A 24,978-nucleotide genomic window follows, 5' to 3' on the forward strand; every position below is an offset into this window, starting at 1 on the left:
CTATCGTCTTCGTTAGCTTAGTCCGTTCAAACCTTTTTAAAATTTAGGCTATGTTATCATTTGTGTTATTTTAAGTATACTATGTAAAAACATATTGCGACTTGGATGGCGATTTATTTGAGTCCAGGTTTTCTATTATTTTTGAAGAAAACTGTCTTACGATTGTATTCCTATTTTCCGGAGTAAATTATTACTTTCTTTCATTGTTTATTGCAAGCTTATATGATACTCATAATAAATTGGTGGGTGGTCCAGCAACAATGATTGTAGCCTTGGGAGCAGGACCTATCATTGCTCTAGCGTTATGGATAATAACTAGCATTACTTTGTATTGGTGTTTGAAAAAAAAATTTAATGTAGTAAGCTCACTTATCGTTGTGACGCACTTATTATGGCTACTAGGTCTTTTAATCCTTTTTTCTACAGTGCTTGTCGAGCATCATTTAGCACGAATTAATTCCAATTGAAAATCAACATTGAACAATAACAGAGCCAAAATTTAAAAACTGCAAACTCAAGAAAGTACACTTTTAATTTATAATAGTGTTCCATATTAAGTAATCTATACCTTTTCACTATGCTGTCCGTTTGTTGAGCGAAGTGCAGATAAACTAAAACAAGCGATGGATCGGTTCCATCGCCGCACTATCGTTACCCGTTAGCGGAATCATCGAGTTCATCGCTGGGATCTGTGACGCTGTATGTATTTCCGAACGCTTCATGTGGCTTCTCTCGATCACCCGTGTAAAGATTGCTCTCTCCGTTCAGACGTTTGTCTCGTCGATATGGACATCAGGGAAATTGAACATCCTTTGCCACTTACAATTTTTTTGAACATACCTATTGCTCCTCACGTAACGTGATGAAGTATGATTGATTCGAGGTGATGATCAGTGCCGTACAAAGTGAAGGAAGTAGCTAATCTGGTGGGTGTTAGCATACGTACTCTTCATTATTACGACGAAATCGGACTGCTTGTACCCAAATCCATCAATCAGGCGGGACATAGGCTTTACACAGATAATGAGCTGGAACGGCTGCAGCAAATTTTGTTTTTTCGCGAAATCGGGTTCTCACTAAAAGAGATCGGTCCTATTTTGGACAGCCCCAATTTTGATCGGAACCGGGCATTGGAATTGCATAGAGATGTACTGCTGCTGCAGAAAAAGCGTCTGGAAGACATCATTGAGACCATAAATAAAACGATTCAATCTACGACAGGAGGAATAAGATTGAGTACTAAGGACATGTTCGAGGGATTTGACATGACTTCCATCGAAAAGCATAAGAAGAAATTTACCGCCGGAGGATACGAACACTCGATAGCCATCAAAGCAGACGGTACCGTCTGGGGATGGGGAAATTTCGGCCGTACCGATCAGTCCGTAGAAAAAGAGCCTACTCTGATTAAACTTCTTACAAATGTAAAAAACGTAGCCGCAGCTTCGGGACACTATCATTCGTTCGCCGTCAAAGCGGACGGTACTGTCTGGGGATGGGGAAACAACAGTCACGGGCAGCTTGGAAACGGTTCCGACAATAGCTATGAGGAACTCCCCATTCAGGTGGAAGGCTTGAATCAGATCATGTCCGTTTCGGCAGGCGTATTTCATACTTTGGCACTAAAAGAGGATAAGACGGTTTGGACATGGGGGCCAAACTGGTACGGCCAGTTGGGAGATGGGACAGATAAAGGTAGAAAAACTTCGGAAATGGTTCCAGGGATGACCGACGTTAAAGAAGTGTCTGCCGGCTTTTTTCATTCGATGGCACGATTAGAAGACGGCACGGTTTGGAGATGGGGTGGGTTTGGAGATTGCACGGACATGTTTCCAATACGGGATGAGAGCTGGGTCCCGGTCCAGGTGAGTCAGTTGGATCAAGTAACTGCAATCGCTGCAGGCGGCATGCACTCAGCGGCATTAAGAGAGGACAGCACCGTTTGGACGTGGGGCTATAATACGGAAGGTCAATTGGGAGATGGAAAATTTGAGCACGGCTGTTCGTGCGAACCGAGAATGGTGGCAGGACTATCCGATGTTAAAGCCATAGCGGCAGGCGGAGCGTTTACGATGGCTTTGAAGAAGGACGGGACCGTATGGACATGGGGTTCTAATGCTTTTGGCCAGCTTGGTGACGGTACCAATGACAGAAGAAGTGAAGCCGCAGAAATTCCGGGACTTGCCGACGTCATTCAGATTGCGGCCGGAACAAAGCACTCTATGGCGATGACGAAAGATGGCAGCGTTTGGCTGTGGGGAAGCAACGACCACGGACAGCTCGGGGATCAAACCGTGAGTGCAAGAAATCAACCTTTCAAATGCATGAAAGTCTTATAATGCTGGACCGAATAAAAAAAGAAAACCCAGGGCAAGAGAAACGGCTTTGTTAAAGCGAGAAAAGGCGCATACTCCGCTTGTATGACAGACACAAGGAGATTCCCGATCCGAAATCCTCCCATGAACCAAGTTCATCCGTCCTGTTATAGTTTATCCGCCTTCTACAAGGCGGATTTGTTTTTTGATTTATAATTAGCACGATACTATCCCGATATTACAAAATCTGTTTGAATACCTTTTAGATTCGCACCAGGTAATTGTTCGAATTCAAATAACCTACAAAAGATTAATGGAAAATCCCTCATGTTGTTACATTGTCTTTTAGCAATCTTGTATTTCGTTCTTAATTCCATGATAGAACACGGTTTTCCTGAAAGCAGTACATTCTCAAAGTAACCATCAATTTCGACTATCACATCAATCACTGCTGGTTGCTAACCAGCCAATGAGCTTATAGTTTCCACATTCATCGGCTGTACTCAAATTCCGAAATGAATAATCAATCGGTTGTTCTCTGAAGCTTTAACAGCTAAGTCAATTAAAACTTTTAATTCACTATGCATTGTTTCTCGCTTCAACCAAATTCTCATCTGTTCCCAGTAGCCATCTTCATTCTCTTCTTTCCAAACTGTTTCTCCTCCGGCCGTTAAGAACGGCAATGTCATTCCGCTGGATTACAAAACGTACTTCTACTTTGATGCGAAATCCATTCTTGGCCAGATCGATACCTTGACGGAGACGATGCTGGAGCAGACAAGTAAATAAGTTTACTAAGGAAACCGCAGGATGCATGACAGGAATGTCATACCTTGTGGTTTCTTTTATAAGATTCGCTTCTGCTGCCAGAAGTAGAGTATAGTAGGAGTAGTTGAAAATATATTCCAGGAGGCTACAGCCATGTCACAGGAGATTTGGATTAACCTGCCGGTCAAAGATGTTGAGAGGTCAACTGCCTTTTTCAATGAGATTGGATTCCATGCGGTGAGCGTTGGTAACGAGAGAGCCAAGCTTGCCATAGGCCAAACAACGATTCTGCTGTTCCCGGATGCGGCGTTTGAGAAATTTACAGGTTCAAAAACCGCAGATACTTCCCATAGCGCAGAAGTAATATTTTCCATTGGCGCTGAAAGCAGAGAAGAAGTAGATGCCTTTATTCAAAAAGTAGAGTTTGCCGGAGGAAGCATCTTTGGCAAGCCGAGTGAAATTGACGGCTGGATGTACGGCGCAGGATTTGCCGACCTGGACGGTCACCGCTGGAACCTGCTGTACATGGATGAGAACAAAATGCCGAAACGCTAATATGGAAACGCCGGTCACCTGCTTAAGGTCACCGGCGTTTTTTTACACCCGTATAATCTCATATCTGTCATTCAAATCAAAATCGTTGCTTAGAAGGAAAAATTCGTGGGTTAAACTATATAGACGGTACTAAAGGGTTTTGGAAAAATATGTATAACTCTTAAAGGAAGAACATTAAGTAGCCTTTAGGAGGCGGTACGATGAATACTCCCATCCTGCAAGACGACCAAAATCCGGAAATCCAAGCCGTAAAATCCGCGATGAAATCAACAAAAAATAAACGGATGTTCGAAAGATATCAAACCATCTTGTTGCACTTGCATGGGATGAAGTACGATCAAATCGCTCTCATTGTTGGTCGGTCCAACGTCACTATAGGCAGTTATGTGAAAGCCTACCGAGCTTATGGTTTGGATGGCTTAGTGCTTGGCGAATCCCCGGGTCGTCCTTCCTTTCTCACGAAAGAGCAAGAGGGCCAAGTGCGAAAGCTTCTAATAGAAAAGCGGCCTGCGGATGTCGGGTTTCCCTCAGAGATGAACTGGAACGCTCCTTTGCTGCGACAGTGGATCCTGCGTGAATTTAGCGTCACCTACTCTGAACGAGGAACTCGCAAACTGCTACACCTTCTTGGCTTCAGCTTTACCAAACCGACCTATACACTAGCTCTTGCGGATCCTCAGAAGCAAGAGCAGTTTAAAAAGGACTTTGACGTAGTAAAAAAAATTGATTCGGTGCGAAATTGATCGAATCCTGTTTCAAGATGAATCGATGATTCGTGACTATCAAGCCCTCGCCCATACCTGGTTTCCGAAAGGACAACAAAAAATTGTTCCTACATTCGGCAAGCACCGCGGCGTTAAGTTGATCGGTACGCTGGATTACGAAAGCGGCGAAGTATTCTGCATGGAAGAAGAACAATACGATGCTGTGGTGTTTCTGGCTTTTCTTGAAAAAGTTATTGCTCGTTATTCGGGTGAGAAAATTGTGATGGTCTTAGACAACGCCCGCATTCATCATGCCAAATTCATTCAGCCATTTTTGCAGGAACATGCTGAACAACTACAACTCATGTTTTTGCCTCCATACAGTCCACAACTGAATGTCATTGAAGGACTATGGGGCTGGCTTAAAAAAGCGGTGATTTACAATGTCTTCTATCACTCTGTAGACGACATTCGCAAGGCTGTTCAAGATTTTATTGCAAACATCAACAAGACACCGTTGAAGACCGTAGACAGGTTATGTATTGCCGTTTATATAGTACAGCTTAATACATCACATGCCTTTGTTCTTTTGCGGATTCATATGCGCATTCGATCAGACGGGTAATCCCAATTGCCACATCAATGTCAAAGTAGGGTAAGCTTAGCTCCGTATCGGACGACACCAGCCTTACAAACTGGGCGCTTGGAAGTTCGTCGTCTTCCGGAACGTTCTCGCTCGGAACCGGCATCAAGTTTTCGTGGCCAGGCACATGTTTGGATTGCAGCAATACCCGGAAGTTGGACTTATTCGTGCCGGAAATGACCAAAATTCCCTCTGTGCCGATGATCTCCAGCAAATTATCGATGCGGTAAGAGACAAATGAGGTGTGGGAAGTACCAATGGCTCCGCTGTCAAATTCAATTATGGTGGTCGAATTTTCATCGCTTCCGGTGCCATACAGTTCATTCATCAGGCAGGTAACCTTTTTGGGCATTCCGCAAAAATGCGGCAGAAGATATAATCCGTGGCAGCCCAAATCCAATGTCACTCCCCCGCCGGTTTGAGCAGGATCAAACCAGTATGTTGGAAGCATGGTTTTATCCAATGCCGCTTGATGAGCGCGTCTGAAATAGGCTGACGTCACGCGGCCGAGCTTGCCTTCATCCACCAGCGTTTTGGCGTAGCGGTATGGGCCAATGATCTTGGATTCCAGTGATACAGCAAATTTCACACCATTGTCGAGGATGGCCTTTTTGATCGCGAGACAGTCTTGTACCGTTAGAGCTAGCGCTTTATCGGTGAAAATATGCTTTTTGGCGTTGGCGGCCTTTATGATGACTTCCTTGTGCATTGCGGTGGCACACTCCACCATTACCGCATCTATATCTTTTCTGCTAAGTACGCTATCCAAGTCGCCTTCATAAGCGACCCCGAACTGTTCGGCAAAAGCTTTGCCTCTTTCTTCATCATCATCCCAGACCACTTTTAACTCCGCTATTCCGGTCTTTAATGCTTCCTTTACAAAATTTTTGGCATGAACATGCCATGCGCCAAGTAATGCCAAATGAACCATATTTCTCGCCACCTCGTTATAAATTTTAAATTGGAAAATACAAATACTTAGCTCCTGTATCATTTTTCGTGATTATGTCACGTTATTATGGCTTCTCCACACAACTTCTGGATTCCTTTGGCGAAAATGAACTTTTTTTATCGAATATTTGTTAACCATTAATCAAAAGGGAGTTTTGTGTCAATCGAGCCCTAGGATTGTGCGTCAAGGCTTGGGGATCTCAATACACACAAGTTTGTGTCGTTGAACAGCGCACGTGTCCGAATCGGTGAATGTATAACGAATTTACTTGTGGTACGGTTCTCCGAGCTGTTTGTAACTGCAAGTATTAAGGTCATCCTTTACCGGTGGCCCTTTTTTGAATCAAGAATAAACATAGACGCATCGTATCCCATGAATATTTTACTTCCAGTATAAAAAGTTTTGAATTGAATATCCCTATACCCTATTTTAGTCATAATGTCGGTTAGCTCTCCTGGATTAAATCCGTTATGAACAATATCTGAAACTATTTTTTCATTTTTATTAAAATCTACGATCAGTAGATGTCCTCCATCATTAAGAACATCAAATAATCTTGATAAAACTAATTCAACATCATGAATATGGAGTAGAACCTGAGCCATAAAAATATAGTCAGCATGTAAATCGGATAGACTTTCCTTTTCAAAATCAAAGCATAATGTATCTACATTCTGAATATTAAAATCAGTTATTTTTTGCTTTATTTGATTAATCATGTTTTGTGACGTATCCAGAAAAAGCATAGAATCAAACTCGTTTAACAAGTTCATTCCGACAAGACCAGTTCCACACCCAAAATCAATAGCATTCTTACTTTTAGCGTCAACTAAATAATTACGGATGACATCGGATGATACCTTTGCCGTTTGGATTCTTTCAGGAGTGTCATATATATTAGCTATCATTTCAAACTTATCAGTATTTCCCATTATTATCTCTCCAATCAGCCTTAATAAACAAGCCTCAACACTAAAAAAACTTGTCCTTATTTAGGATACGATTCTGCATATCACATTTCAACTAATCTGCCCGTTAGTTTAACGCCAGCAGCCAGTCAACAACTTTATTTTCATGGTCTAAGGGAGAGTGAAACATGCTGCGAATCGCATTGATCGGTGACCTTCATTATTTCGGGTTATGGACGGACAACCGACGACAGATGAATTGACTGAAGGACGCAAGCTGTTTTATGAGATCTATATGTGCACTTTTCTGAAAAATATGATGAGGCTCATCATCCATTTTATTGATAAATTATTAATCCTCTGTTATTCAAATATAAAGGTTTGGTAACCTGAACGTAGTAGCTCATCATGCTGATCTTTACAATTGATTTTCTTGAAATCATGGAAATGTCAGGATAAGATTTTAGATAATAGGAGTCAGGGGGGCAAAAATATGAACATTATTTTTTTCTCGCCGAATTTTCCAAAGTACTGCACGGAATTTTGCTTTCACTTGAAAAACTGCGGAGTGAATGTGCTTGGCATCAGCGATGTGGATTATTACTCACTGAACGAAAAGCTGAAACATTCCCTTACGGACTATATCAAAGTAGATCGTCTGGAAAATTACGACGAGGTTCTGCGCGCGGTCGGTTACTATACCCATAAATATGGAAAGATTGATCGTTTTGAATCGCTTAACGAGCATTGGCTGGAGCTTGATGCGCACATTCGAACGGATTTCAACATTTTCGGGACGAAGCTCGATTTCATTTCCAATTTGAAACAAAAATCGAAGATGGAAAAGTTTTTCAAAAAAAGCGGTGTCGAGTCCATACGTTCCATAACGAAATTCGATCGGGCGAAGGCAAAGAAATTTATTGAGAAAATCGGCTATCCCGTCGTCGTGAAACCGAATAAAGGCGCGGGAGCGAACATGACTTACAAAATCGCGAGCGAGTCGGAGCTGGAGCATTTCTTGCATACTAAACCGTCGGAAGTAGAATTTATCATGCAAGAGTTTATAGACGGCGTCCTGCAAACCTACGACGGTCTTGTCAACAGGGATGGAGAAATCGTATTTGCAGCAAGCCACGAATTTCCGCATAGCATCATGGAAGCCGTAAATTCTGGAAATCATTTCAGCTATTATTGTTTAAAAGAAGTAAGTAGGGAAATCGAGGAGGCCGGAAGAAGGATCATCCGAACCTATGGGATCAAAGAACGCTTTTTTCATCTCGAGTTTTTCAAATCCAATGCGGATGGAAAAATTATTGCGCTAGAAGTCAATATGAGGCCGCCCGGTACGTGGATGACGGATGCGATCAATTACACTTACGATATCGATATCTACAAGCTATGGGCGAATATGCTTGTTAATAATCAGGTGGAAGGACCTTTTGTCGGGAAGTATTATACCGGATTTGCCAGCCACAAAAACCACCTCCACTACGCTCATGGGCACGAAGAGATCATGCAGCGATATCGGCATGAAATTGTCTATCACGACAGCATTACGGATGTGCAAAGCCAGTCAAGGGGAAATTATGCGTATCAATTTCGCTCAAAGGACTTTGATGAAGTGAAACGAATTGCAGCTTATATTCATGCAGTGGAAAACAGAGTCGAGGTGTTTTCATGAAAGTAACCTATCACAAAGTATATAGCGACAACTTGCATCGGGACATGGAATACAAAACCTATGGACATCAAGGGAAGCCCGTTCTTGTTTTTCCGACCTCCTGCGGACGGTTTTATCAGTATGAAGATTCCGGCATGATCGGCGCGTTGGAAAGTTATATTGAACAAGGGCAAATTCAAGTCTGGACATGCGACAGCATTGACGAAGAGACTTTTTATGCCAAGAACTCGACGACCGATGAGAAAATGAAACGCCATGACCAATATGATGCCTATGTGAAAGACGAACTCATTCCTTCCATTCTGCAGCAAAGCAAGGAGAGCAACGGGGGACGCACTCAGAAGATCTTGGCGACGGGATGTTCGCTGGGGGCTTATCACAGTTCCAATATGTTCTTCCGGCACCCGCAATATTTTGACAGTTTAATTGCTTTAAGCGGTTTGTATTCGACCAATCGATTTTTTGGAGAAGAGGTCCCTCCTTCAGCTTATTACCATTCCCCGCTTCACTATTTGAAAAACTTGGAGGACGCTTCCTATCTGAATCAATACAGGAACAGCAAAATCATCATTTGCACAGGCCAAGGCGCTTATGAAGATTTAATGCGATCGGAGACGCAGAAGCTCTTGGAAGTGCTGCAGGAGAAACACGTCCCGGCAAGCGTGGAATTTTGGGGGTACGATGTCAATCATGACTGGTACTGGTGGAGGAAGCAAATCCTTTACTACATGGATCGTTGCTTAAGTTAAAAAGTACGACGTCCTTTCCTGACTGCCTCATCTACAAAATAATAACGGTTATGGTGCAAACATTTAAAAAGATCAAAAAGTACTAAAAGTTATTAGGTTTACTTATGCTACTAATCCAAATAATCTATTAATCAGTTCAACTGCTGAAAGGACAGACGAATTATCTTCGGCCTGCCCTTTCCTGATCATATTCATGGCCTCGATTCCCTTTAACGTCCGTTCAGCGGTCAGAAACGATTTGAACCCATGCATTGGATTTGTAATTTTCTTTATAAATCGGTGATCCTGCTCTACAATGTTATTCAGATACTTGGTTTGTCTCATCAAGGTTTCTTTCGAAAGGACTTTTTCATCCATTAATTGTTCAATTGCTGGAGGATATGCTGGGTTTTTATCCACTGTAATTACGCGCGGTGACTGATTGTGAGGGGACGACATTGCCTTACTAAAAAATCGTTTCGCCGCGTGAACATCACGATGAGCAGATAACATGAAATCAATGGTATTCCCCATCGAATCTACTGCTCTGTAAAGATATTTCCATTGTCCTTTGACTTTTATGTAAGTTTCGTCAACACGATAAGAATCGTTGGTCGGCTTCAAAAAGGGGCGAATTCGCTTGTCTATTTCTGGCCCGAACTCATGGACCCACCTCATGATCGTCGTATGAGAAAGCCTTTAATCCTCGTTCACTCATCATTTCTGCTACATCTCGGTAGCTTAAGCTATATTTCAAATACCATCTAACCGTTAATAAGATGATTTCCGCTTCGTAATGTTTCCATTTAAACAGATTCAATGATGTTTTCAACCTAATTTACTCCATCCCATGTGTTCGTTTAGACCCAATATTAGCATGGTTGAAGTTCTTGCACCACAACCTTTCAAATACCATCTTACGGTTTGTAAAATAATCGTTGATTCATAGTGCTTCCATTTAAATAAATCCAATTGCGTTTCCAAAGTAAGTTGCTCCATCCCATTAATTTCAGTTATGTTATCATGAATTAAAGCTTTGCACCACAACCGCTTGTTTTAATCCGTTCTTCCCAATGGAAATTAAATCTTCAATCTTCCCACGATTTTTAATAAGTCCTTTCGTCGCTTGACCTCATCCCTTCTAACTCATCAACCTTCCATTCTAATTGCTTTATGTATTCTAACATTCGTGTCTGTGTCTTTTTGGTGATAAAACCTGACACACCATCGTTTTCCATTTTCATGACCTTTTCAAAGTGGGAACTTTTCTTACTTATTTCTTTGCACCGAGAATTTCTAAAAGATAATAAAATTCTCTCGAATTGTTCCCAGACCTCCAGCCTGTTGTGCAACAGCATCAATTTATAGTAATGATCACAATTGTTCGTAAAAGGGAAATCAAAATATTTTTTGTTATACTCTACTGAGGATCTTAGGGAATTTATTTTATCCTCTACCAATTTTATAAGCTTGTCCATTTTATATACCTGCCTTCGTTTATAGTGAAGCAGCTTGCCTACACCGGCAAGCTGCCTCATTAACTTGAAATGATTTACCGCTTCGCCTTATAAAACTCATGATACAGCTTCATGAGCGCCCGTTTCTCGATCCGTGATACGTAGGACCGCGAGATACCTAACTCCTTCGCAATTTCCCTTTGTGTTCGCTCTTCCCCGCCATGCTCTAATCCGAAACGGCCGACGACCACTTCCTTCTCACGCTCGTCAAGAATATCCAGATTTTTGTATATTTTGCTCTTTTCAATTTTCAACTGCACTTTTTCTACGACATCGTCGGCTTCCGTACCAAGGATATCGATTAATGTAATCTCATTTCCCTCCTTGTCCGTACCGATAGGGTCATGAAGCGAGACGTCTTTGCGCGTTTTTTTAAGCGACCTCAGATGCATCAGAATCTCGTTCTCAATACATCGCGCCGCGAACGTTGCTAATTTTGTCCCTTTATCAGGCGAAAACGATTCAATTGCTTTGATTAATCCAATCGTTCCTATAGAGATAAGATCCTCAAGATCTTCCCCTGTATTGTCGAATTTTTTGACGATATGAACACGAACCGATGTAACCAGTGGTTAGTATTTAGTTATAGAAAGCCGCCCTGCGATGTAGTGACACTATACTTAATGTACTAACAATGAAGTATGTAAAACAGCTTTTGATTCCATTCTTCTTATCCACAGTTCAACTAATTGATTACCCTCTTTCCAGGATAGCAAGAGCCTGACATTCTCGATTTCGCTTCAATAAACGATTTCATTTGTCGATTTCAAAAAGGTCGAATTCGCTTGTCTTTTTCAGAACTAAACTGATGAACCAAACGCATATTTGCCACATCCCATTTTCAAGTTCAGTCTATGGAGCAAGATCACCGATTCATAAAGAAAATTACAAATCCTATGCATGGTTTTAAATCGTTTCTGACTGCTGATAAGACATTGAAGGTCGAGTGCATGCATAGGATTAGAAAAGGACAGACGAATACCATCATTCGTCTGTCCTTCCAACGGTCGGACTGATTAATAAATTATTTGGTTTTGCAGCATAAGTAAGCCTGATACATTGTAGTCCTTTTGATCTTTTTATATGTTGCCACCAGAACCTGAACACCTACACCCGAGGTAGTTCAGGTAGTATTTGGATGAAACGCTCGAATGGCAATTGGCAGGCTTCGTATTTTTCCAGCAAATCGAGTATCGTCATCTGCTTCCAGACAACTTCGGAAATGTAATTGTTTTCCTGTGATAGTGTCTGCAGTTCAACCTGATGCGGCGGACAAATAGTTACAGAGGCCAACTCACGTAACTGTTCTGGAGTTACTATAGCTTGCAGATTGACATGATAGCTTAGCAAATCAAAAGCAGAAAGCAACTGGTCCTGTGGCAAGTGGGGCACGCTATTTACAGGAGCGTGAATGACGATGCGATCATGTCTACGCAATCCATATCTCTGCAGGGCTCGTTCCACCAGGGTCGGAGGGTTATAAGGTAAATCCTCGTCTTGCTAGAAGATGTCAATCTTCAAATGTTCCTGCACATGTTCCTGCACATGTTCCTGTACTTGTTGGTTCCCTTGTCTCTGCAATTGTTCCTTCTGTTGATTACCAATAGACATGTGCTTCAAACCCGTTCGCCGATCTATCCCTAACCCTTTCAAGAGGTCCAGCCATAGTTGCTCGATCCATTGTTTTTCCTGATGCTCGAAATTGCCGCTCGCATCCCGTTCACCCAAGGGAGTTAGACGGAGTGCACCTTTTGCTGAAAGCTGCTGGTCGATGAAACGTGGAATATGCTGGTAAGTCTCTGCCCAGTTATGATCGCCATAGCCGAGAATGGCATAATGCACACCTTCAATTTCTTCTGGTTTTGCTGTTTCAATCCATTGGACGAATGCTTTGGCGTTTGCAGGCGGCTTGCCGTTGTAAGAAGAGGTGAGAATAAGGACTGCGCCCTCTTTTGGCAATTTGCCAACATAATCTTTTAAAGGGGCAACCTTGCTGTTAAACCCTCTTTCCTGAGCAAGGTGCGCCAGTTCACGAGCCAAGCCTTCCGCTGTGCCAAGATTTGAACCGTACAGCACCAGAAGAGGGAGGTTTTGGTGCAACTATTAAAATGGATCAAAGATAGTCGCCTTATTGTTGTTTGATTATGCTGTTAAACCAAACATTTTATTGATTAATTGTACTGCAGAAAGGACAGACGAATGAATGCATTCGACCTGCCCTTTCTTTATCATATGCATGACTTCGATTCCGGCAATTGTTTTCTCTGCAGTATTAAAAGACTTAAATCCCATCATTGGTTTAATAACTTTCTTTATGAATCGATGGTCTTGTTCAATTATGTTGTTTAGATATTTCTGTTGTCGTAGTAATGTTTCTTGATTCAAGGCTTTCTCGTCTTTCAATTGTTGGACTGCGATAGGGTAAGCTGGATTTTTATCGACGGTGATCATACGCGGCGATTGATTGTGTGGTGTGGTCAACGCTTTCTTGAAGAATCGTCTGGCCGCGGAAGTATCTCGATTTTCAGAAAGCATGAAATCAATCGTATTTCCGTTTGAATCCACTGCCCTGTAAAGATATTTCCATTGTCCTTTGACTTTGATGTAGGTTTCATCCGTTCGGTAGGAATCGTTGGTCGGTTTTAGAAAGGGACGAATTCGCTTGTCTAATTCCGGCCCAAACTGGTGCCCATCGCATGATGGTTGTATGAGCCATGTGTAGTCCTCGTTCTTCCATCATCTCCACTAGATTACGATAACTAAGGCTATATTTTAAATACCATCTTATTGTCAACAAGATCATCTCTGATTCATACTGCTTCCACTTAAACAAATCTAATTCCGTTTCCAATGTAATATCCCCATCTCATGACTTCATTTCAATCATGTTATCATGGATTTAAGAGCTTTGCACCACAACCTCATTTAACAACCAATACAGGCACCTTGGTATGCTGCACGATGTTATGGCTGACACTGCCTAACACGAACTCGCCAATGGCTCCTAACCCCCTGCTGCCCACCACGATCAGATCACCGCCCTCGCTTTCGGTATATTCTAAAATGATTTTGGCAGGATGGCCTTCTTTAAAAATAACGTTAGCATATGGCAGTCCTTCCACCGCTTTTTTGGCTTTTTCCACGATTGCGGAAGCCATTTCATTTTGCAAATCCGATGGGATTAAAAGTAATCCTTCACCGCCCAAAACCATTTTTTGGAACGGATCCACATAAACATAGATCACTTCCAGTTTGGCGGAATGATTCATTTCAGCAAGTTTGATCGCCGATTCAAGCGCTTTTTCCGAATGTTCGGAACCGTCATACGCAACAATGATTTTCGAATAAAGCATGTTAATCACCTCTGTTTTTTTATTAACCTCATCCCCATTATAGAATCGGGCAATCATGCAGGAAGTGAGGAATATCACAATGAAAATCAAATGCGGCAAATTTCGCGTGGACAAGCCGGATACGAAGGGCATTGACAGATTGATTTCAGTTCGTTCAACGATGTAATTAACAGATGGCCGGCATCCATATCGACGATTCCGTCCTTTTTTAAGTCGCTCAGCATTCGATTGACGCTCTCCCGTGTGGCCCCGATAAAATCGGCCAACTCCGTGTTTGTGAGCTTCACCGAAATCCGGATACCTTTCTTCGTTACAACACCGTACGAATTGCACAAACGGATCAATGTCGAAGCTAGCGCACCCGGTTTGCCGAAAAGCAGCAAATCACGGAATTTCAACTGTGTTACACGGTGCTGTTGAGCCATCCACTTTGTGAAGGCAACGGCAAATTCTCCGAATCGGTACAATAGAATTTCCAAATCCTTTTCTTGAATAACGCCAAACTCTGCATTCTCGATCACTTCCGCGCTATAGTCGTAAATTCCGCCCCCGGTCATACCAAGCTCGCCGATCATATCCCCCTCCCTTAAAAGAGACAGGTTAAGGATACGTCCTTCCTCCGTCGTCTTCGTCAATTTCACTCTGCCCGATCGGATAAAATACAGCTTGTCCGCTTCGTCGCCTTCCCTGAATACATGAGATCCCTTTACCGACTTCTTCCCGTACATAATGTCTTCCAGCATCCGCATATGCGCTTCGGTAAAAAATGCGGCAACGCCACATGCCGTCGTTTCTCCACAGCTTCCAGCCTTGCAACCTTGCTTCATTTCCATCACTTGTGCCGCCATTATTTTCGTTCCCCTCTCGGTCCATTTGATGTCTTCATCATACTCCTTGGGTCCAATTTCTCACATCAGGAGAACACCGGATTTTTCTAGCAGGATTCCCCTATTTATTGTGAGGTTTCTCACACCGATCCCTCAGGGAAATGCGCTGCGAGAGAGAAAAATCACACATTCGGCATTGGGGAATTCCCTCCCGGATTTTCATGGAATTCCCCGAATGCGGATACGCTTCGAAAAAGCTACAATGAAAGATGAAACTTCTGTCGGCAAAGAGAAGAAGGAGGGAATACGATGGATGGCCTTAATCTGATGATTGCTGCGGAACTGGAACGGATACGCAAAGAGACGGATAGCGATTTTACCGCCTTCGCTGCTCCTCGCCGCGATGAATCCTCTTGGCGCTGGACTTACGCCTCCGGAAGTTTGAACGGACGATATGCACTGCTTGCCGTGAAGCCCGGCCGCGGCATCGTTGGCGCGGCGCTGCGGACGGAGCGAGTGATCGTGCTCGACCGCCACCGCCACGCCCTTGATCTGCGAAAGGAGGATTCGCCGCTGCTCATGGCGGAACGGCTAGAAGCCGTTGCCGCAGTGCCGGTGCTGCTGCCAAACGGCCCCCAAGGTGTGCTGCTTCTCGGCGCGAGATCGCCGATGGATTACGATTCCGCTTCGATCGAGAAGCTATATGAATCTGCGAAGAGGCTTTCCTCCGTATTTTCGCAAGCTGCCGATAACCCATCCGTTTCCTAAACAAAATGAATCTCTCGATGAGGTTCATTTTGTTGTGTTATGATGAAACTAAGAAATAAAAAGCGGAGGTCAGACTATGAAATTGTTGATTGTAGACGACCACTCAGTGGTTCGTTCCGGGATGGCGATGCTGCTGAATGGTAAGCATGGCATCGTGGTAGTAGGGGAAGCGGCAGACGGGGACGAAGGCATCGCGAAGGCAATGGAGTTGAAACCCGACGTCGTGCTGATGGATCTCAGCATGCCGCACGGAAAAGATGGCTTGACGGCAACGTCCGAGTTGAAAAAACTCGCTTCGGAAATACAAGTTCTCATTCTTACGATGCATGACGACGATGAATACTTGTTCCGCGCGATCCATGCCGGCGCCGCAGGCTACATTCTTAAAAGCGCCCCGCATGACGAGCTCGTCTCCGCCATTCAATCGGTCGCGAACGGCAACGCTTATTTATACCCGACAGCTACAAAGCGGCTGATGAGCGAATATTTGGACCGGATGAAAAAAGGGGAAAGCGGCAGCACCTTCGATACGCTGTCAGACCGCGAGAAAGAAATTTTGAGCTGGACAGCCAAAGGCTATTCCAATAAGGAAATCGCGGAGCATTTGTTGATTAGCGTGAAGACTGTGGAATCCCATAAAGCGAATCTCATGGAAAAGCTCGGTCTCAAAAGCCGCCCGGATCTCGTCAAATATGCAATGAAGAAACGGTTGTTAAACTTTGAATAAGGAACAAGGAAAAGCAAGGAAGCGCCCAAACGGAAATGTACCTCCGCTACAATTTTTGTCACCTTTTGTTAAAGGATTCGGGTCAAAGACGACAGCTGCTTAAGCAGCTGCTCGTATTCCTCCGGCGTGCCGAAGCAGCTGACGAACTCCGGTCCGATACCTTCGTTTAGGAATACCGTTTCTTCCAGCACTAGCCAGTCAATGACTTTCAACAGCCGCATCAGCGGATGCTCCCCGCTTTCAAGGAGACGCCAAATATTATTCGCGCAGGATCGGTCATAGACGCCATGAAGCGGATAAACGCCCGCCTGCACTGAGTGGAGTACGGCGTCCCCCCCTTCAATCTTCTTTTCCCGCAGCTCGGCAGCTTTTGCAGATATGAACGGCATATGGCTTCCGACAATCCACACATCGCGATTGCGGGCTAAACTGAGTCCCGCATACATGCCGTCCAGTGGACCGCGATTTTGCACGAAGTCCGTAATGATTTATTTATATTTCATGGAAATAAAATGGAAGTTACGGATGCGCTAAAGCAATATGTTGAACGAAAAGTAGGACGCGTGGAAACGGTGATGGCAGTTGAAGAAGCGGTCGTGAAATTGACCATAAACGGACATAAGCACGATACGCATAAGGTCTCATATTCGTAATTCCTCCCTTTTCAATATAAAATTCCTTCAAGCTGAATACTTTTATCCCCTCCTTATTGGCTTCATTGTAAATCGAATCGGAGATTTGTGTTGTGAGGACAATCACAATGTAACAAGATATGCCTAGGGTTCGTTGTGATTCTTTTCACAGTGAATGGAGGAAGACAAATGTATAGTGAAGATAAAGAAAATTGGGAATGAATTCTAAAAAGGAGTTGTTCTCCATGGACCATCTCAAAATTTATCATTGGCAAACGGTTGACCATAATAATGCCCATCTTATCATCGAAGGTCCGGTGTCACCTGATTTGTTGGCCCAATGGAATCTGCAAAAAGATTTGGATGCATTTCGAAGCCCGAAGGATCAGCAAGCGGCGCTTATGGAAATTGCCTCACTCCCGGAAGGAAGGATTATTGTTGCGAGGAATGGGGAAACGATCATTGGTTACGTTACCTTTCATTATCCGGATAAAATGGAACGTTGGTCGAAGTTAAATATGCCCGATCTGATCGAACTGGGGGCGATTGAAGTAGCGAACGAATATCGCTCACTCGGATTAGGCCGGAAAATGATTCAACTCGCCTTTGCCGAACAACAAATGGAGAACGTCATCGTGTTTACTACGGAATATTATTGAAATTGGGATTTACAAAGCAGCAAATTGTCGGTTTGGAATTACCGTACGATGATGGAACGGTTGATGAATAGCGTAGACATGGAATGGTACGCTACGGACGATCCTGAAATTTGCTCATACCCGGCCAATTGCCTAATGGCACGTATTGGTCATGACGTTCCGAGCTCCTCTGTGGAGCAATTTGACCGGACCCGATTTCAATATCGGTTTATACATTGAGCGGGGAAAGGCATTCGATTTCACTACAACGAAATGCGAAGAGCGTCGGTAACTACCGGCGCTCTAATTGTTACATTCAATATAGGCTACTTGATAATAAAAGTCGGTATGCGGGTATGCTGTACCACATAATGGCTAACGCTTCCAAGAAAAGCTTCTTTCAATCCCCCTAGCCCTCGGCTGCCCATAACGATTAAGTCACAGTTATGTTTCTCGGCATACTCTACTATTTTCTTCTCCGGATGCCCTTCAACAATTTCAACAATGATCGGGTTTCCCATTCCGTACAAAGATTCCTTGATTTCTTTCATCATCACATCCGCTTTTTCCCTGCGCAGCATCTTCACATTTTCAACCCCGGTTTCTATGTAATCGAAGATTGGCAACGGCTTTAAAACATGCAAGATATGCAGTTCGATTTTCTTATCGTGCACAGCAAGCTTAATGGCCGCTTTTAGCGCTTTCTCCGCCAATTCGGAACCATCGTATGCAACGAGTATTTTCTTGAAATGAAAGCCTGTCATGCAGTCCGCCTCCCCCTGTATTCTGAATCAACGAATCTTCTCCGTGCCGGAGTATGAAAAGCTGCAATTTGTAAAAAACATCTAAACCTTCTCCCCATTTATCCTGCCACCACACGATTACGTCCTGTTTGCTTGGCTGCATATAAGGCCTGATCCGCCCGTAATAGAATATCGGAGACATCCTGGTCGGAAGTTTCCCATGTTGCTACTCCCAATGAAATCGTTATGATTTCACCTACCGGGCTAACTGTTTCCGACATTTTTATGCGGAGCCGCTCTGCAACAGAAATTGCTTTATCCATGCTTGTCCACGGAAGCAAAATAACAAACTCTTCTCCCCCATATCTGCAGCAATAATCGCCTGTACGCGATAAACCGAGCATGATTGTCGACAAATACCTGAGAACCTCATCGCCCACACCATGGCCATATGTATCGTTTATTCGTTTAAAGTAATCAATGTCCAACATAATAAGGGAAAATGCAGAATGATTGCTCCCCCAATGCTCGATGATTCGGTCCAATGTTCTTCGGTTAACCAGACCCGTTAAAGGGTCTGTTTCCGCTTCGACCTTTAAATCGCCAAAACGCGTTTTTACATATTCAACGGCATGAATGACGCACTGATCCAACTCGTTAACTTCATGATTAGGCGTAACGAATACAGGAACCGGTGATTGAATGTCTCCCCCGGAAAGTTGCTTAATATAACAGGACAATCCTCTCAGGGGGAGTGCCACTTTATTAACAAGAGTAGACGTCAAAAATGGTGCCAGAATAAATACTGGAATTTCAAATAATATCATTTGCTTCAATAAATCCTTTCTATCAACTAAAAAATCCACTGTATATACGGCCGCCATGTCCACCATCACGATCAGCAGCATAAATACCAACACAAGAACTGTTACTAGTATACGCAAGGAATAGGCTCTGCGTAAATCATTCAACTGCGGTTCCTTACTGTGCGAAATCATTTGCTTGTTCATCCAATGTTGTCCGTTTCTCATGACAATACCTCCTTCATATGCGCCTGTTATGTTTATGTCTGGATTATAGAAGACGGGTAAACCGATCGTTGTGACTTTGCTCATAGTTTGACTTTGTCCGACTTTTAAACGTACGGATTTCGACCGACAGTGAGGCAATGTATGCAATGAAGCAGCTCTTAGTAATCATCCCGGAACCATTGTCATGCAACAAATAGGACACGATCGGTCTTCAGTTCGAAGTAATATGATTTAAATCACACCTACCCATGCAAGCTTCAGATATAGTAAGTACCGAAATCAGAAAGTAACGCAGAAACATCTGCGGGAAGGAGTATACCAATCATATGGATTTTAAAAGAATCGGAGTCGTTGGCGCGGGAACAATGGGATGCGGAATTGCGGAATTGCTTGCCATAAAAGGTTTGGAGGTATTTTTATCCGACATTTCTACAAGCAAACTGGAGCAATCTTTAAAGCTTTTTGAAACGAATTAGGACAGCCAAATCGAACGATGGACAATAACCGGGCAAGAGAAAAAATGGATCGTTTCAAATATTCATCCGGTTTCCGATTATTCCTCTTTCAGCAAGTGCGATATGGAGTTATTCTGGCCGCCAGACATATTCATTTCCATACGTCCGATGCAGTACGCTGTAGGATTAGGGACAAGCAGCTGCTTCAGGTGAAAATGCGAACCGCCCGAGGCGTTGTATTTGAAAACGTCATTGCCCGGGTTTCCGATGATTTTCTGCTGGAAATGCACATCGATACGGATGAAGCGAATGCTGCCGGTGTAGCTAATGGCGATATTGCATGTATTCTGTAGCATGCCTTGTACGTTTTAATCCTGCCATCCCGCAATAGATGGTCCAGAGAAAAAAATGATAAACATGTGATTTTGATCACATGCTCTGGCTTTCCAGCATGGTAAATTAAAGGCGCAGGGAGGAAGTAACCGCAAGCAATATCGAGGGCGAAGGAGAATTCCCATGAAACCACTTAACCGATCCCGATCTTGTCAGAAATGACAAAGTATCTTACCAAAAGTAATGAAAATTTTCACAAATTAAAATTGAGGAGCTGATTGTCATGTTGGGAAAATGGATTAGAGAGAATAAATATGCGGCAGGGGTCCTGCTTTTTGTTCGATTGTACTTTGGATATGAATGGCTCACACACGGATGGCAAAAAATCACGGGCGGATTCGATGCGGCCGGATTCTTAAATAACGCAGTCACTAAACCGGTGATCGATAAAGCAACCAATGAGCTGGTTTATCCGACTTTTACAGCTTTCATAAACAATATTGCGCTGCCGAACGTTAAGATTATTAACTTTATGATTCCTCTAGGCGAATTCTTAGTCGGACTTGGATTAATTCTGGGAGCTTTGACTACCGCCGCACTGTTTTTCGGACTTTTGATGAACTTTATGTTCATGTTCGCCGGCACCGTAAGCACGAATCCATGGTTCATTCTGATTGGCGGGATCTTGTTTATGGCCGGGGCAAATGCCGGAAGATTTGGCGTAGACTACTACCTGATGCCGTACCTGAACAAATTAATGCATAAGAAAGACGATGCCAATCATAAAACGGGAACCGGTACAAAGCATACGCCAGCACATGCCTAACCCGAAAACGCCATCCAATGAGCGAAAGAACTATGCAACCGGATTGCACAGTATGAGGGAATATTAAGGGAGTGGTTGCTTTGGCAGACTGCTTCCTTCTCTCTCACTCCAATGATACAGAGGCATTGATAACAAACAATATAGATAAAGGAGATAATCAACATGAAAAAACAATTTCTCATCATCGTCACTCTAGCGGCTTCTTTCACTCTGTTAGCAGGATGTGGCCAAATATCAAAAGAAGCTACTCCTAATGCCTCGTCTCCAAAGTCCAATGCGGCCTCGAGCGTGCAAACTGTGTCGAGCCCAACAACATCCGCTGAAACAGCTAAACCGGAAAATGAATATATCGTTATCGAACCGGGCGTTAAAAAAGGCGCGGACGGCAAGCTCCACGATTCGTTTATCGGAGGCGATTTATCCTTGGCTGTCGGTAAGCCGGTCACATTGAACTTTTACAATTATGACGAAGGAGCCCATACTTATACGTCGGCCGATCTCGGACTGAATGTACAAATCGAAGGCAGCAAAAAGAAAGGCGAGCCGGCAGTTACAACATTTACATTTACTCCTTCCAAGGAAGGGACATTTGATTGGTTGTGCGCCGTTCCATGCGATGGAGATAATTCGCAATGGGCTATGAGTCAGGACGGATATATGAAGGGCAAAATCACGGTGACTCCGGTGAAGGATCATGTCCAGCATATCACTATGGTCGCGAACGCCGATTATAAGCTCGGTCCGGATGGAAAGATGCATGATGCCTATACACCTGGCGATGTGACCGTTAATGCCGGTACACCCGTGCAATTAACCGTATACCATTTCGGAAAAAACCCGCATCCGATCATAAGCGGCGACTTGGGCATAAATCTTCAAGTCACTAGCCGCAAAGATATCGGGGATCCCGGAGTATTTCAAACCACTTTTACAGCCGACAAAACAGGTAAATTTGAATGGATGTGCGGTGCACCTTGCGACGGCGCAAACCAAGGCTGGGCCATGATGAACGATAATTATATGATGGGATATATCACTGTAAAATAACATCAGTCAGTTATCAGTTATAAAGGTATTTTTCTTAGATGAAAATAAAGTAATAGACTGGACTCTTTGAAATAATGGGGCTTTATGAAACGAAAAATCGTCAACTTTCAAAAATAAGTATTAGACTGACTCCAAAATAAAACAGCGGCGGACTAAGACTCTAAAAAAATAAAGTCTTAGACTGCCGCTACTTTTATTCAGCTATAGTAAAATCCGTTTAATGATTTGGAGAATTTGATTTACAGCTCAACCCTCTACCTAATATGTTGTGGTTCGACCCTAATTTGAACTAATAAGTCCTTCCCGACAATTGTTAATGTTGTGTCACGCTCAAGTCGTGAACTTTACGCCGGTCATCTCCTCGCTGAGTTGCCACAGCCGCTCCGCCAAGTCGGGGTCGATCGCCCAGGGAAGTACGTCCTCCACCACTTGGGTCACCCCCTGCAAAGTAAATGCCGGAACGACCTCGGCGATATCGACATCCAAGCAATAAACGCCGCCTTTCCCATCTAGCTGAGTACTCGCCGCGCACCATACGCTCGTTGCCGCCCCCTGCTCAACTGTCTTGTATCCGCTGCCGCTGGGCGCAACGGTGACGCGGCGTCTCTGCTCGTCAAACGCGCCCATTGCGCGTAATTCGTCATCGGACATAAAACGCCAAATCGGTCAAGATCCTGCCAGGATGGACGGAGAAGGCACGGACGCCATGTGCCGTAAGCTTTCCACTTGTCGTACCCCGCCGCTCGAAGTTTGGATCGTTAAAATCTACACCCCCGAAGCGGATTCCAGTTGAGGAGACCGATACGACCCGCGCGTTTCCTGTCTGTTTCAAGGCCGGCCAGAGCCGTGCAGTCAACTGGAAGTGACCCAAATGGTTGGTGGCGAATTGGGATTCGTAGCCACGTGTGTCACGCATCAATGGGGCAGCCATAATGCTGGCGTTATTGACGAGAATATCCAGCGGCCGTTCAGAGTCCAGAAACCGCTGTGCAAATGCATCGATTGAAGCAGGGTCCATAAGATCCAACTCCTCCAGCTCCACTCGCGGGATACCGGCAAGCGAAGCACGGGCTTTGTCCGGCGTACGCACGGGCACAATTACCGTCGCACCGGCCAATCCCATCTTTTCACCTCCCTTAAAAACCGATTGCATTCGATCGATCTGCAAGCGAAGAAATGATTTCTTCTTCCATTTTAAAATGATCCTGAATCCGTGAAAGCGAATATATGAAAACAATAGAATATGAACGTCCGGTGGCTTAAAATGGAGAAAAGAGGGAAACTCTTCGTTTTTCTCAACTTCACCCCGGAGGTGCAATGATGAAACCCGTACGATTCAATCTGGACCAGTCGATGGAAACGCTGACCGCGCATTCTGGTCTAGCGCTCATCGGCTTGCTTCTTTCACATACGCGAATAGCTAAGCGTCTTATTAAATACAAGTTGCCCGGTGTTCATAATCCAACGGTCACACACCCCGATGTTCTGTGCTCTTATCTGGGTTTGTTATGTCAGGGTAAGAGCGATTTTGATCACATTGAGCCTTTTCGTGAAGATAAATTCTTCGGCAAAGCTCTTGGTATTAAGCACGTACCTTCATCGCCAACCCTCCGTCAACGGCTCGATCTGGCTGCAGCCGCCAGCTATGACTGGCAGACGATTTTGTTGGAAGAGTCGGCCGACTTACTCCGTTCGTTAGAAGTACCCTTAACGCCAGTAACCGTTACAACAGACGGGGGACAAGTTTCGTCTTGGCTTCCGCTTGATCTGGACGTTTCCCCGTTCGACAATGGTTTCACAAAGAAGGAAGGCGTCTCCCGAACTTACAAGGGAACGGATGGCTATTCTCCTTTCTTTGCCTATCTCGGACAGGAAGGCTACGGTGTCAACGTGAATCTGCGCGAGGGCAGCACGCATGTTCAAAAAGAGGCTGCGGCATTTCTTCTGCATAGCATTGAGTATAGTCGTCGGCTGACAGACAAACGATTACTAGTCCGGATGGATGCTGGGAATGATGCAATTGAGAATCTGAACGTCTGCCTGAATGAGCAAGTTGACTTCATCATTAAGCGCAATTTGCGTCGCGAGTCGCCAGAAGAATGGCTAGCTATTGCCAGTCAGGATGGTATGTGCTGTGAAGAGCGAGAAGGCAAACGCGTCTATTTAGGTGCATTGACTTGGAATGACAAAAAATTGATACGTCCCATTCAAGCAGTTTACCGCGTAACGGAGCGAACCATCGAAGCTGATGGGCAGATTCTGCTTACGCCAATTGTGGAGGCAGAAGTGTATTGGACAACACTCTCTTGTGCTCCTTCACAAATTGTTAACCTATATCGTGACCATGCGACAAGCGAACAGTTCCATAGTGAACTTAAAACCGATTTGAACTTGGAGCGTCTACCTTCAGGAAAGTTTGCCACCAACGATCTGGTGCTGTGCGCCGGGCTGTTCGCTTACAATCTGCTACGAGCCATAGGCCAAATCTCTCTGCAAGCGCCTGACGCTCCAGTGAAGACGAAGGTTATAAGGCGGCGGGTCAGAACAGTCATTGAGAATCTGATCTGGCTGGCCTCCAGGTTGGTTAAGCATGCCAGGGAAACCAAGTTGCGCTTTGGTCATCACAGTCCTTGGTTCCCGACATTTCGTCGAATATATATGGCGTTGTCGGGCTGACCAGTAACCCTATCATGTTAAGTTTGGACTTTCCCGAAAGGGGAGGTCTGTTTGCACCTGCACGTAATTGTTTTGGAATCCCCCGGTTCCTTATTTTTCCAAGCAACCTTGTGGGGTTCGCTCATAGAGTCTGGCCTCAACAATCTTTCAC

The 24,978-nt window shown here is 44.1% G+C and carries 22 protein-coding genes and 7 pseudogenes; 15 read left to right on the top strand and 14 right to left on the bottom strand.

The genetic code is table 11. The annotated features are described in order from the left end of the window. Window positions 1-893 precede the first annotated feature (893 nt). The 3 genes and pseudogenes from O9H85_RS30990 to O9H85_RS31000 form a co-directional block, all read left to right on the top strand. Window positions 894-2,339 (top strand): RCC1 domain-containing protein, encoded by a 1,446-nt coding sequence (locus tag O9H85_RS30990; RefSeq protein WP_269885254.1) that lies wholly within the window; start codon window positions 894-896, stop codon window positions 2,337-2,339. 897 nt (window positions 2,340-3,236) lie between these two features. Beyond that, window positions 3,237-3,638: a VOC family protein gene (locus O9H85_RS30995; RefSeq protein WP_206250066.1), complete on the top strand. Its 402-nt coding sequence runs from the start codon at window positions 3,237-3,239 to the stop codon at window positions 3,636-3,638. 215 nt (window positions 3,639-3,853) lie between these two features. After that, window positions 3,854-4,886: pseudogene (locus O9H85_RS31000) on the top strand (IS630 family transposase); the annotation flags it as partial. A gap of 19 nt (window positions 4,887-4,905) precedes the next feature. Here O9H85_RS31000 and O9H85_RS31005 read toward each other — a convergent pair. Both O9H85_RS31005 and O9H85_RS31010 read right to left on the bottom strand, forming a co-directional pair. Further along, window positions 4,906-5,916 carry a Gfo/Idh/MocA family protein gene (locus tag O9H85_RS31005; protein ID WP_269885255.1) on the bottom strand — a complete coding sequence of 337 codons (1,011 nt, stop codon included), beginning with the start codon at window positions 5,914-5,916 and terminating at the stop codon, window positions 4,906-4,908. A 341-nt stretch (window positions 5,917-6,257) separates the two neighbouring features. Beyond that, window positions 6,258-6,869 carry a class I SAM-dependent methyltransferase gene (locus tag O9H85_RS31010; RefSeq protein ID WP_269885256.1) on the bottom strand — a complete coding sequence of 204 codons (612 nt, stop codon included), beginning with the start codon at window positions 6,867-6,869 and terminating at the stop codon, window positions 6,258-6,260. Between the two features lie 469 nt (window positions 6,870-7,338). Between O9H85_RS31010 and O9H85_RS31015 the strand changes: the two genes are divergently transcribed. After that, entirely contained in the window at window positions 7,339-8,526 is a 1,188-nt protein-coding gene (locus O9H85_RS31015) for an ATP-grasp domain-containing protein (protein WP_269885257.1), read from the top strand. Then, window positions 8,523-9,275, top strand: a complete 753-nt coding sequence (locus O9H85_RS31020; protein WP_269885258.1) for an esterase family protein — start codon at window positions 8,523-8,525, stop codon at window positions 9,273-9,275. Before O9H85_RS31015 ends, O9H85_RS31020 begins: the two co-directional genes overlap by 4 nt. Before the next feature lie 102 nt (window positions 9,276-9,377). On the opposite strand, the pseudogene O9H85_RS31025 reads toward O9H85_RS31020, so the two are convergent. Next, a pseudogene (locus tag O9H85_RS31025) lies at window positions 9,378-10,086 on the bottom strand (IS6 family transposase). A 720-nt stretch (window positions 10,087-10,806) separates the two neighbouring features. Continuing rightward, window positions 10,807-11,340, bottom strand: a complete 534-nt coding sequence (gene sigK / locus O9H85_RS31030) for an RNA polymerase sporulation sigma factor SigK (protein ID WP_409348231.1) — start codon at window positions 11,338-11,340, stop codon at window positions 10,807-10,809. Between the two features lie 285 nt (window positions 11,341-11,625). Here sigK and O9H85_RS31035 point away from each other — a divergent pair. Further along, window positions 11,626-11,787, top strand: a pseudogene (locus O9H85_RS31035) (IS6 family transposase); the annotation flags it as partial. 91 nt (window positions 11,788-11,878) lie between these two features. Here O9H85_RS31035 and O9H85_RS31040 read toward each other — a convergent pair. The 5 genes and pseudogenes from O9H85_RS31040 to O9H85_RS31060 form a co-directional block, all read right to left on the bottom strand. Then, window positions 11,879-12,244, bottom strand: a pseudogene (locus O9H85_RS31040) (NADPH--cytochrome reductase); the annotation flags it as partial. A gap of 27 nt (window positions 12,245-12,271) precedes the next feature. Then, window positions 12,272-12,847 carry a flavodoxin domain-containing protein gene (locus tag O9H85_RS31045; protein ID WP_269885306.1) on the bottom strand — a complete coding sequence of 192 codons (576 nt, stop codon included), beginning with the start codon at window positions 12,845-12,847 and terminating at the stop codon, window positions 12,272-12,274. Window positions 12,848-12,913: 66 nt separating this feature from the next. Next, window positions 12,914-13,622, bottom strand: a pseudogene (locus O9H85_RS31050) (IS6 family transposase). Window positions 13,623-13,692: 70 nt separating this feature from the next. Continuing rightward, complete coding sequence (locus tag O9H85_RS31055) at window positions 13,693-14,124, bottom strand: universal stress protein (protein WP_269885259.1); 432 nt, start codon at window positions 14,122-14,124, stop codon at window positions 13,693-13,695. 86 nt (window positions 14,125-14,210) lie between these two features. Continuing rightward, window positions 14,211-14,972 (bottom strand): Crp/Fnr family transcriptional regulator, encoded by a 762-nt coding sequence (locus O9H85_RS31060; RefSeq protein WP_269885260.1) that lies wholly within the window; start codon window positions 14,970-14,972, stop codon window positions 14,211-14,213. Window positions 14,973-15,260: 288 nt separating this feature from the next. Between O9H85_RS31060 and O9H85_RS31065 the strand changes: the two genes are divergently transcribed. Beyond that, window positions 15,261-15,719: a GAF domain-containing protein gene (locus tag O9H85_RS31065; RefSeq protein WP_269885261.1), complete on the top strand. Its 459-nt coding sequence runs from the start codon at window positions 15,261-15,263 to the stop codon at window positions 15,717-15,719. 76 nt (window positions 15,720-15,795) lie between these two features. After that, the gene (locus tag O9H85_RS31070; protein WP_269885262.1) at window positions 15,796-16,446 is read left to right on the top strand and encodes a response regulator transcription factor; all 651 of its coding nucleotides are present in this window, start codon (window positions 15,796-15,798) and stop codon (window positions 16,444-16,446) included. Between the two features lie 68 nt (window positions 16,447-16,514). Here the strand turns inward: O9H85_RS31070 and mobA are convergent, their stop codons facing one another. Further along, a complete protein-coding gene (gene mobA, locus O9H85_RS31075) occupies window positions 16,515-16,919 on the bottom strand; it encodes a molybdenum cofactor guanylyltransferase (RefSeq protein ID WP_269885263.1) in 405 nt (134 codons plus the stop codon). On the opposite strand from mobA, the gene O9H85_RS38015 reads away from it, so the two are divergent. Further along, window positions 16,914-17,099 (top strand): HPF/RaiA family ribosome-associated protein, encoded by a 186-nt coding sequence (locus O9H85_RS38015; protein WP_409348230.1) that lies wholly within the window; start codon window positions 16,914-16,916, stop codon window positions 17,097-17,099. The genes mobA and O9H85_RS38015 overlap by 6 nt on opposite strands. Before the next feature lie 224 nt (window positions 17,100-17,323). Further along, window positions 17,324-17,956, top strand: a pseudogene (locus O9H85_RS31080) (GNAT family N-acetyltransferase). Window positions 17,957-18,042: 86 nt separating this feature from the next. On the opposite strand, the gene O9H85_RS31085 reads toward O9H85_RS31080, so the two are convergent. Both O9H85_RS31085 and O9H85_RS31090 read right to left on the bottom strand, forming a co-directional pair. Further along, entirely contained in the window at window positions 18,043-18,480 is a 438-nt protein-coding gene (locus tag O9H85_RS31085; protein WP_269885264.1) for a universal stress protein, read from the bottom strand. Window positions 18,481-18,578: 98 nt separating this feature from the next. Further along, window positions 18,579-19,490, bottom strand: coding sequence for a GGDEF domain-containing protein (locus O9H85_RS31090; RefSeq protein WP_269885265.1), 912 nt, complete (start codon window positions 19,488-19,490; stop codon window positions 18,579-18,581). A 326-nt stretch (window positions 19,491-19,816) separates the two neighbouring features. Between O9H85_RS31090 and O9H85_RS31095 the strand changes: the two genes are divergently transcribed. From O9H85_RS31095 to O9H85_RS31110, 4 genes and pseudogenes are all read left to right on the top strand, one after another. Further along, window positions 19,817-19,966, top strand: coding sequence for a 3-hydroxyacyl-CoA dehydrogenase NAD-binding domain-containing protein (locus O9H85_RS31095; RefSeq protein WP_269885266.1), 150 nt, complete (start codon window positions 19,817-19,819; stop codon window positions 19,964-19,966). 104 nt (window positions 19,967-20,070) lie between these two features. Further along, a pseudogene (locus O9H85_RS31100) lies at window positions 20,071-20,298 on the top strand (PduL/EutD family phosphate acyltransferase); the annotation flags it as partial. A 263-nt stretch (window positions 20,299-20,561) separates the two neighbouring features. Further along, window positions 20,562-21,104 carry a DoxX family protein gene (locus O9H85_RS31105; RefSeq protein ID WP_269885267.1) on the top strand — a complete coding sequence of 181 codons (543 nt, stop codon included), beginning with the start codon at window positions 20,562-20,564 and terminating at the stop codon, window positions 21,102-21,104. Window positions 21,105-21,266: 162 nt separating this feature from the next. Next, window positions 21,267-22,151 (top strand): cupredoxin domain-containing protein, encoded by an 885-nt coding sequence (locus tag O9H85_RS31110; protein ID WP_269885268.1) that lies wholly within the window; start codon window positions 21,267-21,269, stop codon window positions 22,149-22,151. Between the two features lie 330 nt (window positions 22,152-22,481). Here the strand turns inward: O9H85_RS31110 and O9H85_RS31115 are convergent, their stop codons facing one another. Continuing rightward, window positions 22,482-22,637, bottom strand: coding sequence for a hypothetical protein (locus O9H85_RS31115; RefSeq protein ID WP_269885269.1), 156 nt, complete (start codon window positions 22,635-22,637; stop codon window positions 22,482-22,484). Between the two features lie 154 nt (window positions 22,638-22,791). Next, window positions 22,792-23,274 carry an SDR family NAD(P)-dependent oxidoreductase gene (locus O9H85_RS31120; protein WP_269885270.1) on the bottom strand — a complete coding sequence of 161 codons (483 nt, stop codon included), beginning with the start codon at window positions 23,272-23,274 and terminating at the stop codon, window positions 22,792-22,794. A 197-nt stretch (window positions 23,275-23,471) separates the two neighbouring features. Here O9H85_RS31120 and O9H85_RS31125 point away from each other — a divergent pair, with 197 nt between their 5' ends. Then, window positions 23,472-24,827 carry an IS1380 family transposase gene (locus O9H85_RS31125; protein ID WP_269885271.1) on the top strand — a complete coding sequence of 452 codons (1,356 nt, stop codon included), beginning with the start codon at window positions 23,472-23,474 and terminating at the stop codon, window positions 24,825-24,827. The last annotated feature ends 151 nt before the right edge of the window (window positions 24,828-24,978 follow it).

The organism is Paenibacillus gyeongsangnamensis (assembly GCF_027533625.1).
Classification (GTDB): Bacteria; Bacillota; Bacilli; order Paenibacillales; family NBRC-103111; genus Paenibacillus_G; species Paenibacillus_G gyeongsangnamensis.

Excerpts from the sequence above, each read along its gene's own strand:
- O9H85_RS31020 (WP_269885258.1), top strand. The coding sequence starts at position 8,523 with ATGAAAGTAACCTATCACAAAGTATATAGCGACAACTTGCATCGGGAC.
- O9H85_RS31005 (WP_269885255.1), bottom strand. The coding sequence starts at position 5,916 with ATGGTTCATTTGGCATTACTTGGCGCATGGCATGTTCATGCCAAAAAT.
- O9H85_RS31120 (WP_269885270.1), bottom strand. The coding sequence starts at position 23,274 with ATGGGATTGGCCGGTGCGACGGTAATTGTGCCCGTGCGTACGCCGGAC.
- O9H85_RS31060 (WP_269885260.1), bottom strand. The coding sequence starts at position 14,972 with ATGGCGGCACAAGTGATGGAAATGAAGCAAGGTTGCAAGGCTGGAAGC.
- O9H85_RS31055 (WP_269885259.1), bottom strand. The coding sequence starts at position 14,124 with ATGCTTTATTCGAAAATCATTGTTGCGTATGACGGTTCCGAACATTCG.
- O9H85_RS30995 (WP_206250066.1), top strand. The coding sequence starts at position 3,237 with ATGTCACAGGAGATTTGGATTAACCTGCCGGTCAAAGATGTTGAGAGG.
- O9H85_RS31125 (WP_269885271.1), top strand. The coding sequence starts at position 23,472 with ATGAAACCCGTACGATTCAATCTGGACCAGTCGATGGAAACGCTGACC.
- O9H85_RS31090 (WP_269885265.1), bottom strand. The coding sequence starts at position 19,490 with ATGAGAAACGGACAACATTGGATGAACAAGCAAATGATTTCGCACAGT.
- O9H85_RS31110 (WP_269885268.1), top strand. The coding sequence starts at position 21,267 with ATGAAAAAACAATTTCTCATCATCGTCACTCTAGCGGCTTCTTTCACT.
- O9H85_RS31095 (WP_269885266.1), top strand. The coding sequence starts at position 19,817 with ATGGATTTTAAAAGAATCGGAGTCGTTGGCGCGGGAACAATGGGATGC.
- O9H85_RS31105 (WP_269885267.1), top strand. The coding sequence starts at position 20,562 with ATGTTGGGAAAATGGATTAGAGAGAATAAATATGCGGCAGGGGTCCTG.
- O9H85_RS31065 (WP_269885261.1), top strand. The coding sequence starts at position 15,261 with ATGGATGGCCTTAATCTGATGATTGCTGCGGAACTGGAACGGATACGC.
- O9H85_RS31015 (WP_269885257.1), top strand. The coding sequence starts at position 7,339 with ATGAACATTATTTTTTTCTCGCCGAATTTTCCAAAGTACTGCACGGAA.
- O9H85_RS31085 (WP_269885264.1), bottom strand. The coding sequence starts at position 18,480 with ATGACAGGCTTTCATTTCAAGAAAATACTCGTTGCATACGATGGTTCC.
- O9H85_RS31070 (WP_269885262.1), top strand. The coding sequence starts at position 15,796 with ATGAAATTGTTGATTGTAGACGACCACTCAGTGGTTCGTTCCGGGATG.
- O9H85_RS31010 (WP_269885256.1), bottom strand. The coding sequence starts at position 6,869 with ATGGGAAATACTGATAAGTTTGAAATGATAGCTAATATATATGACACT.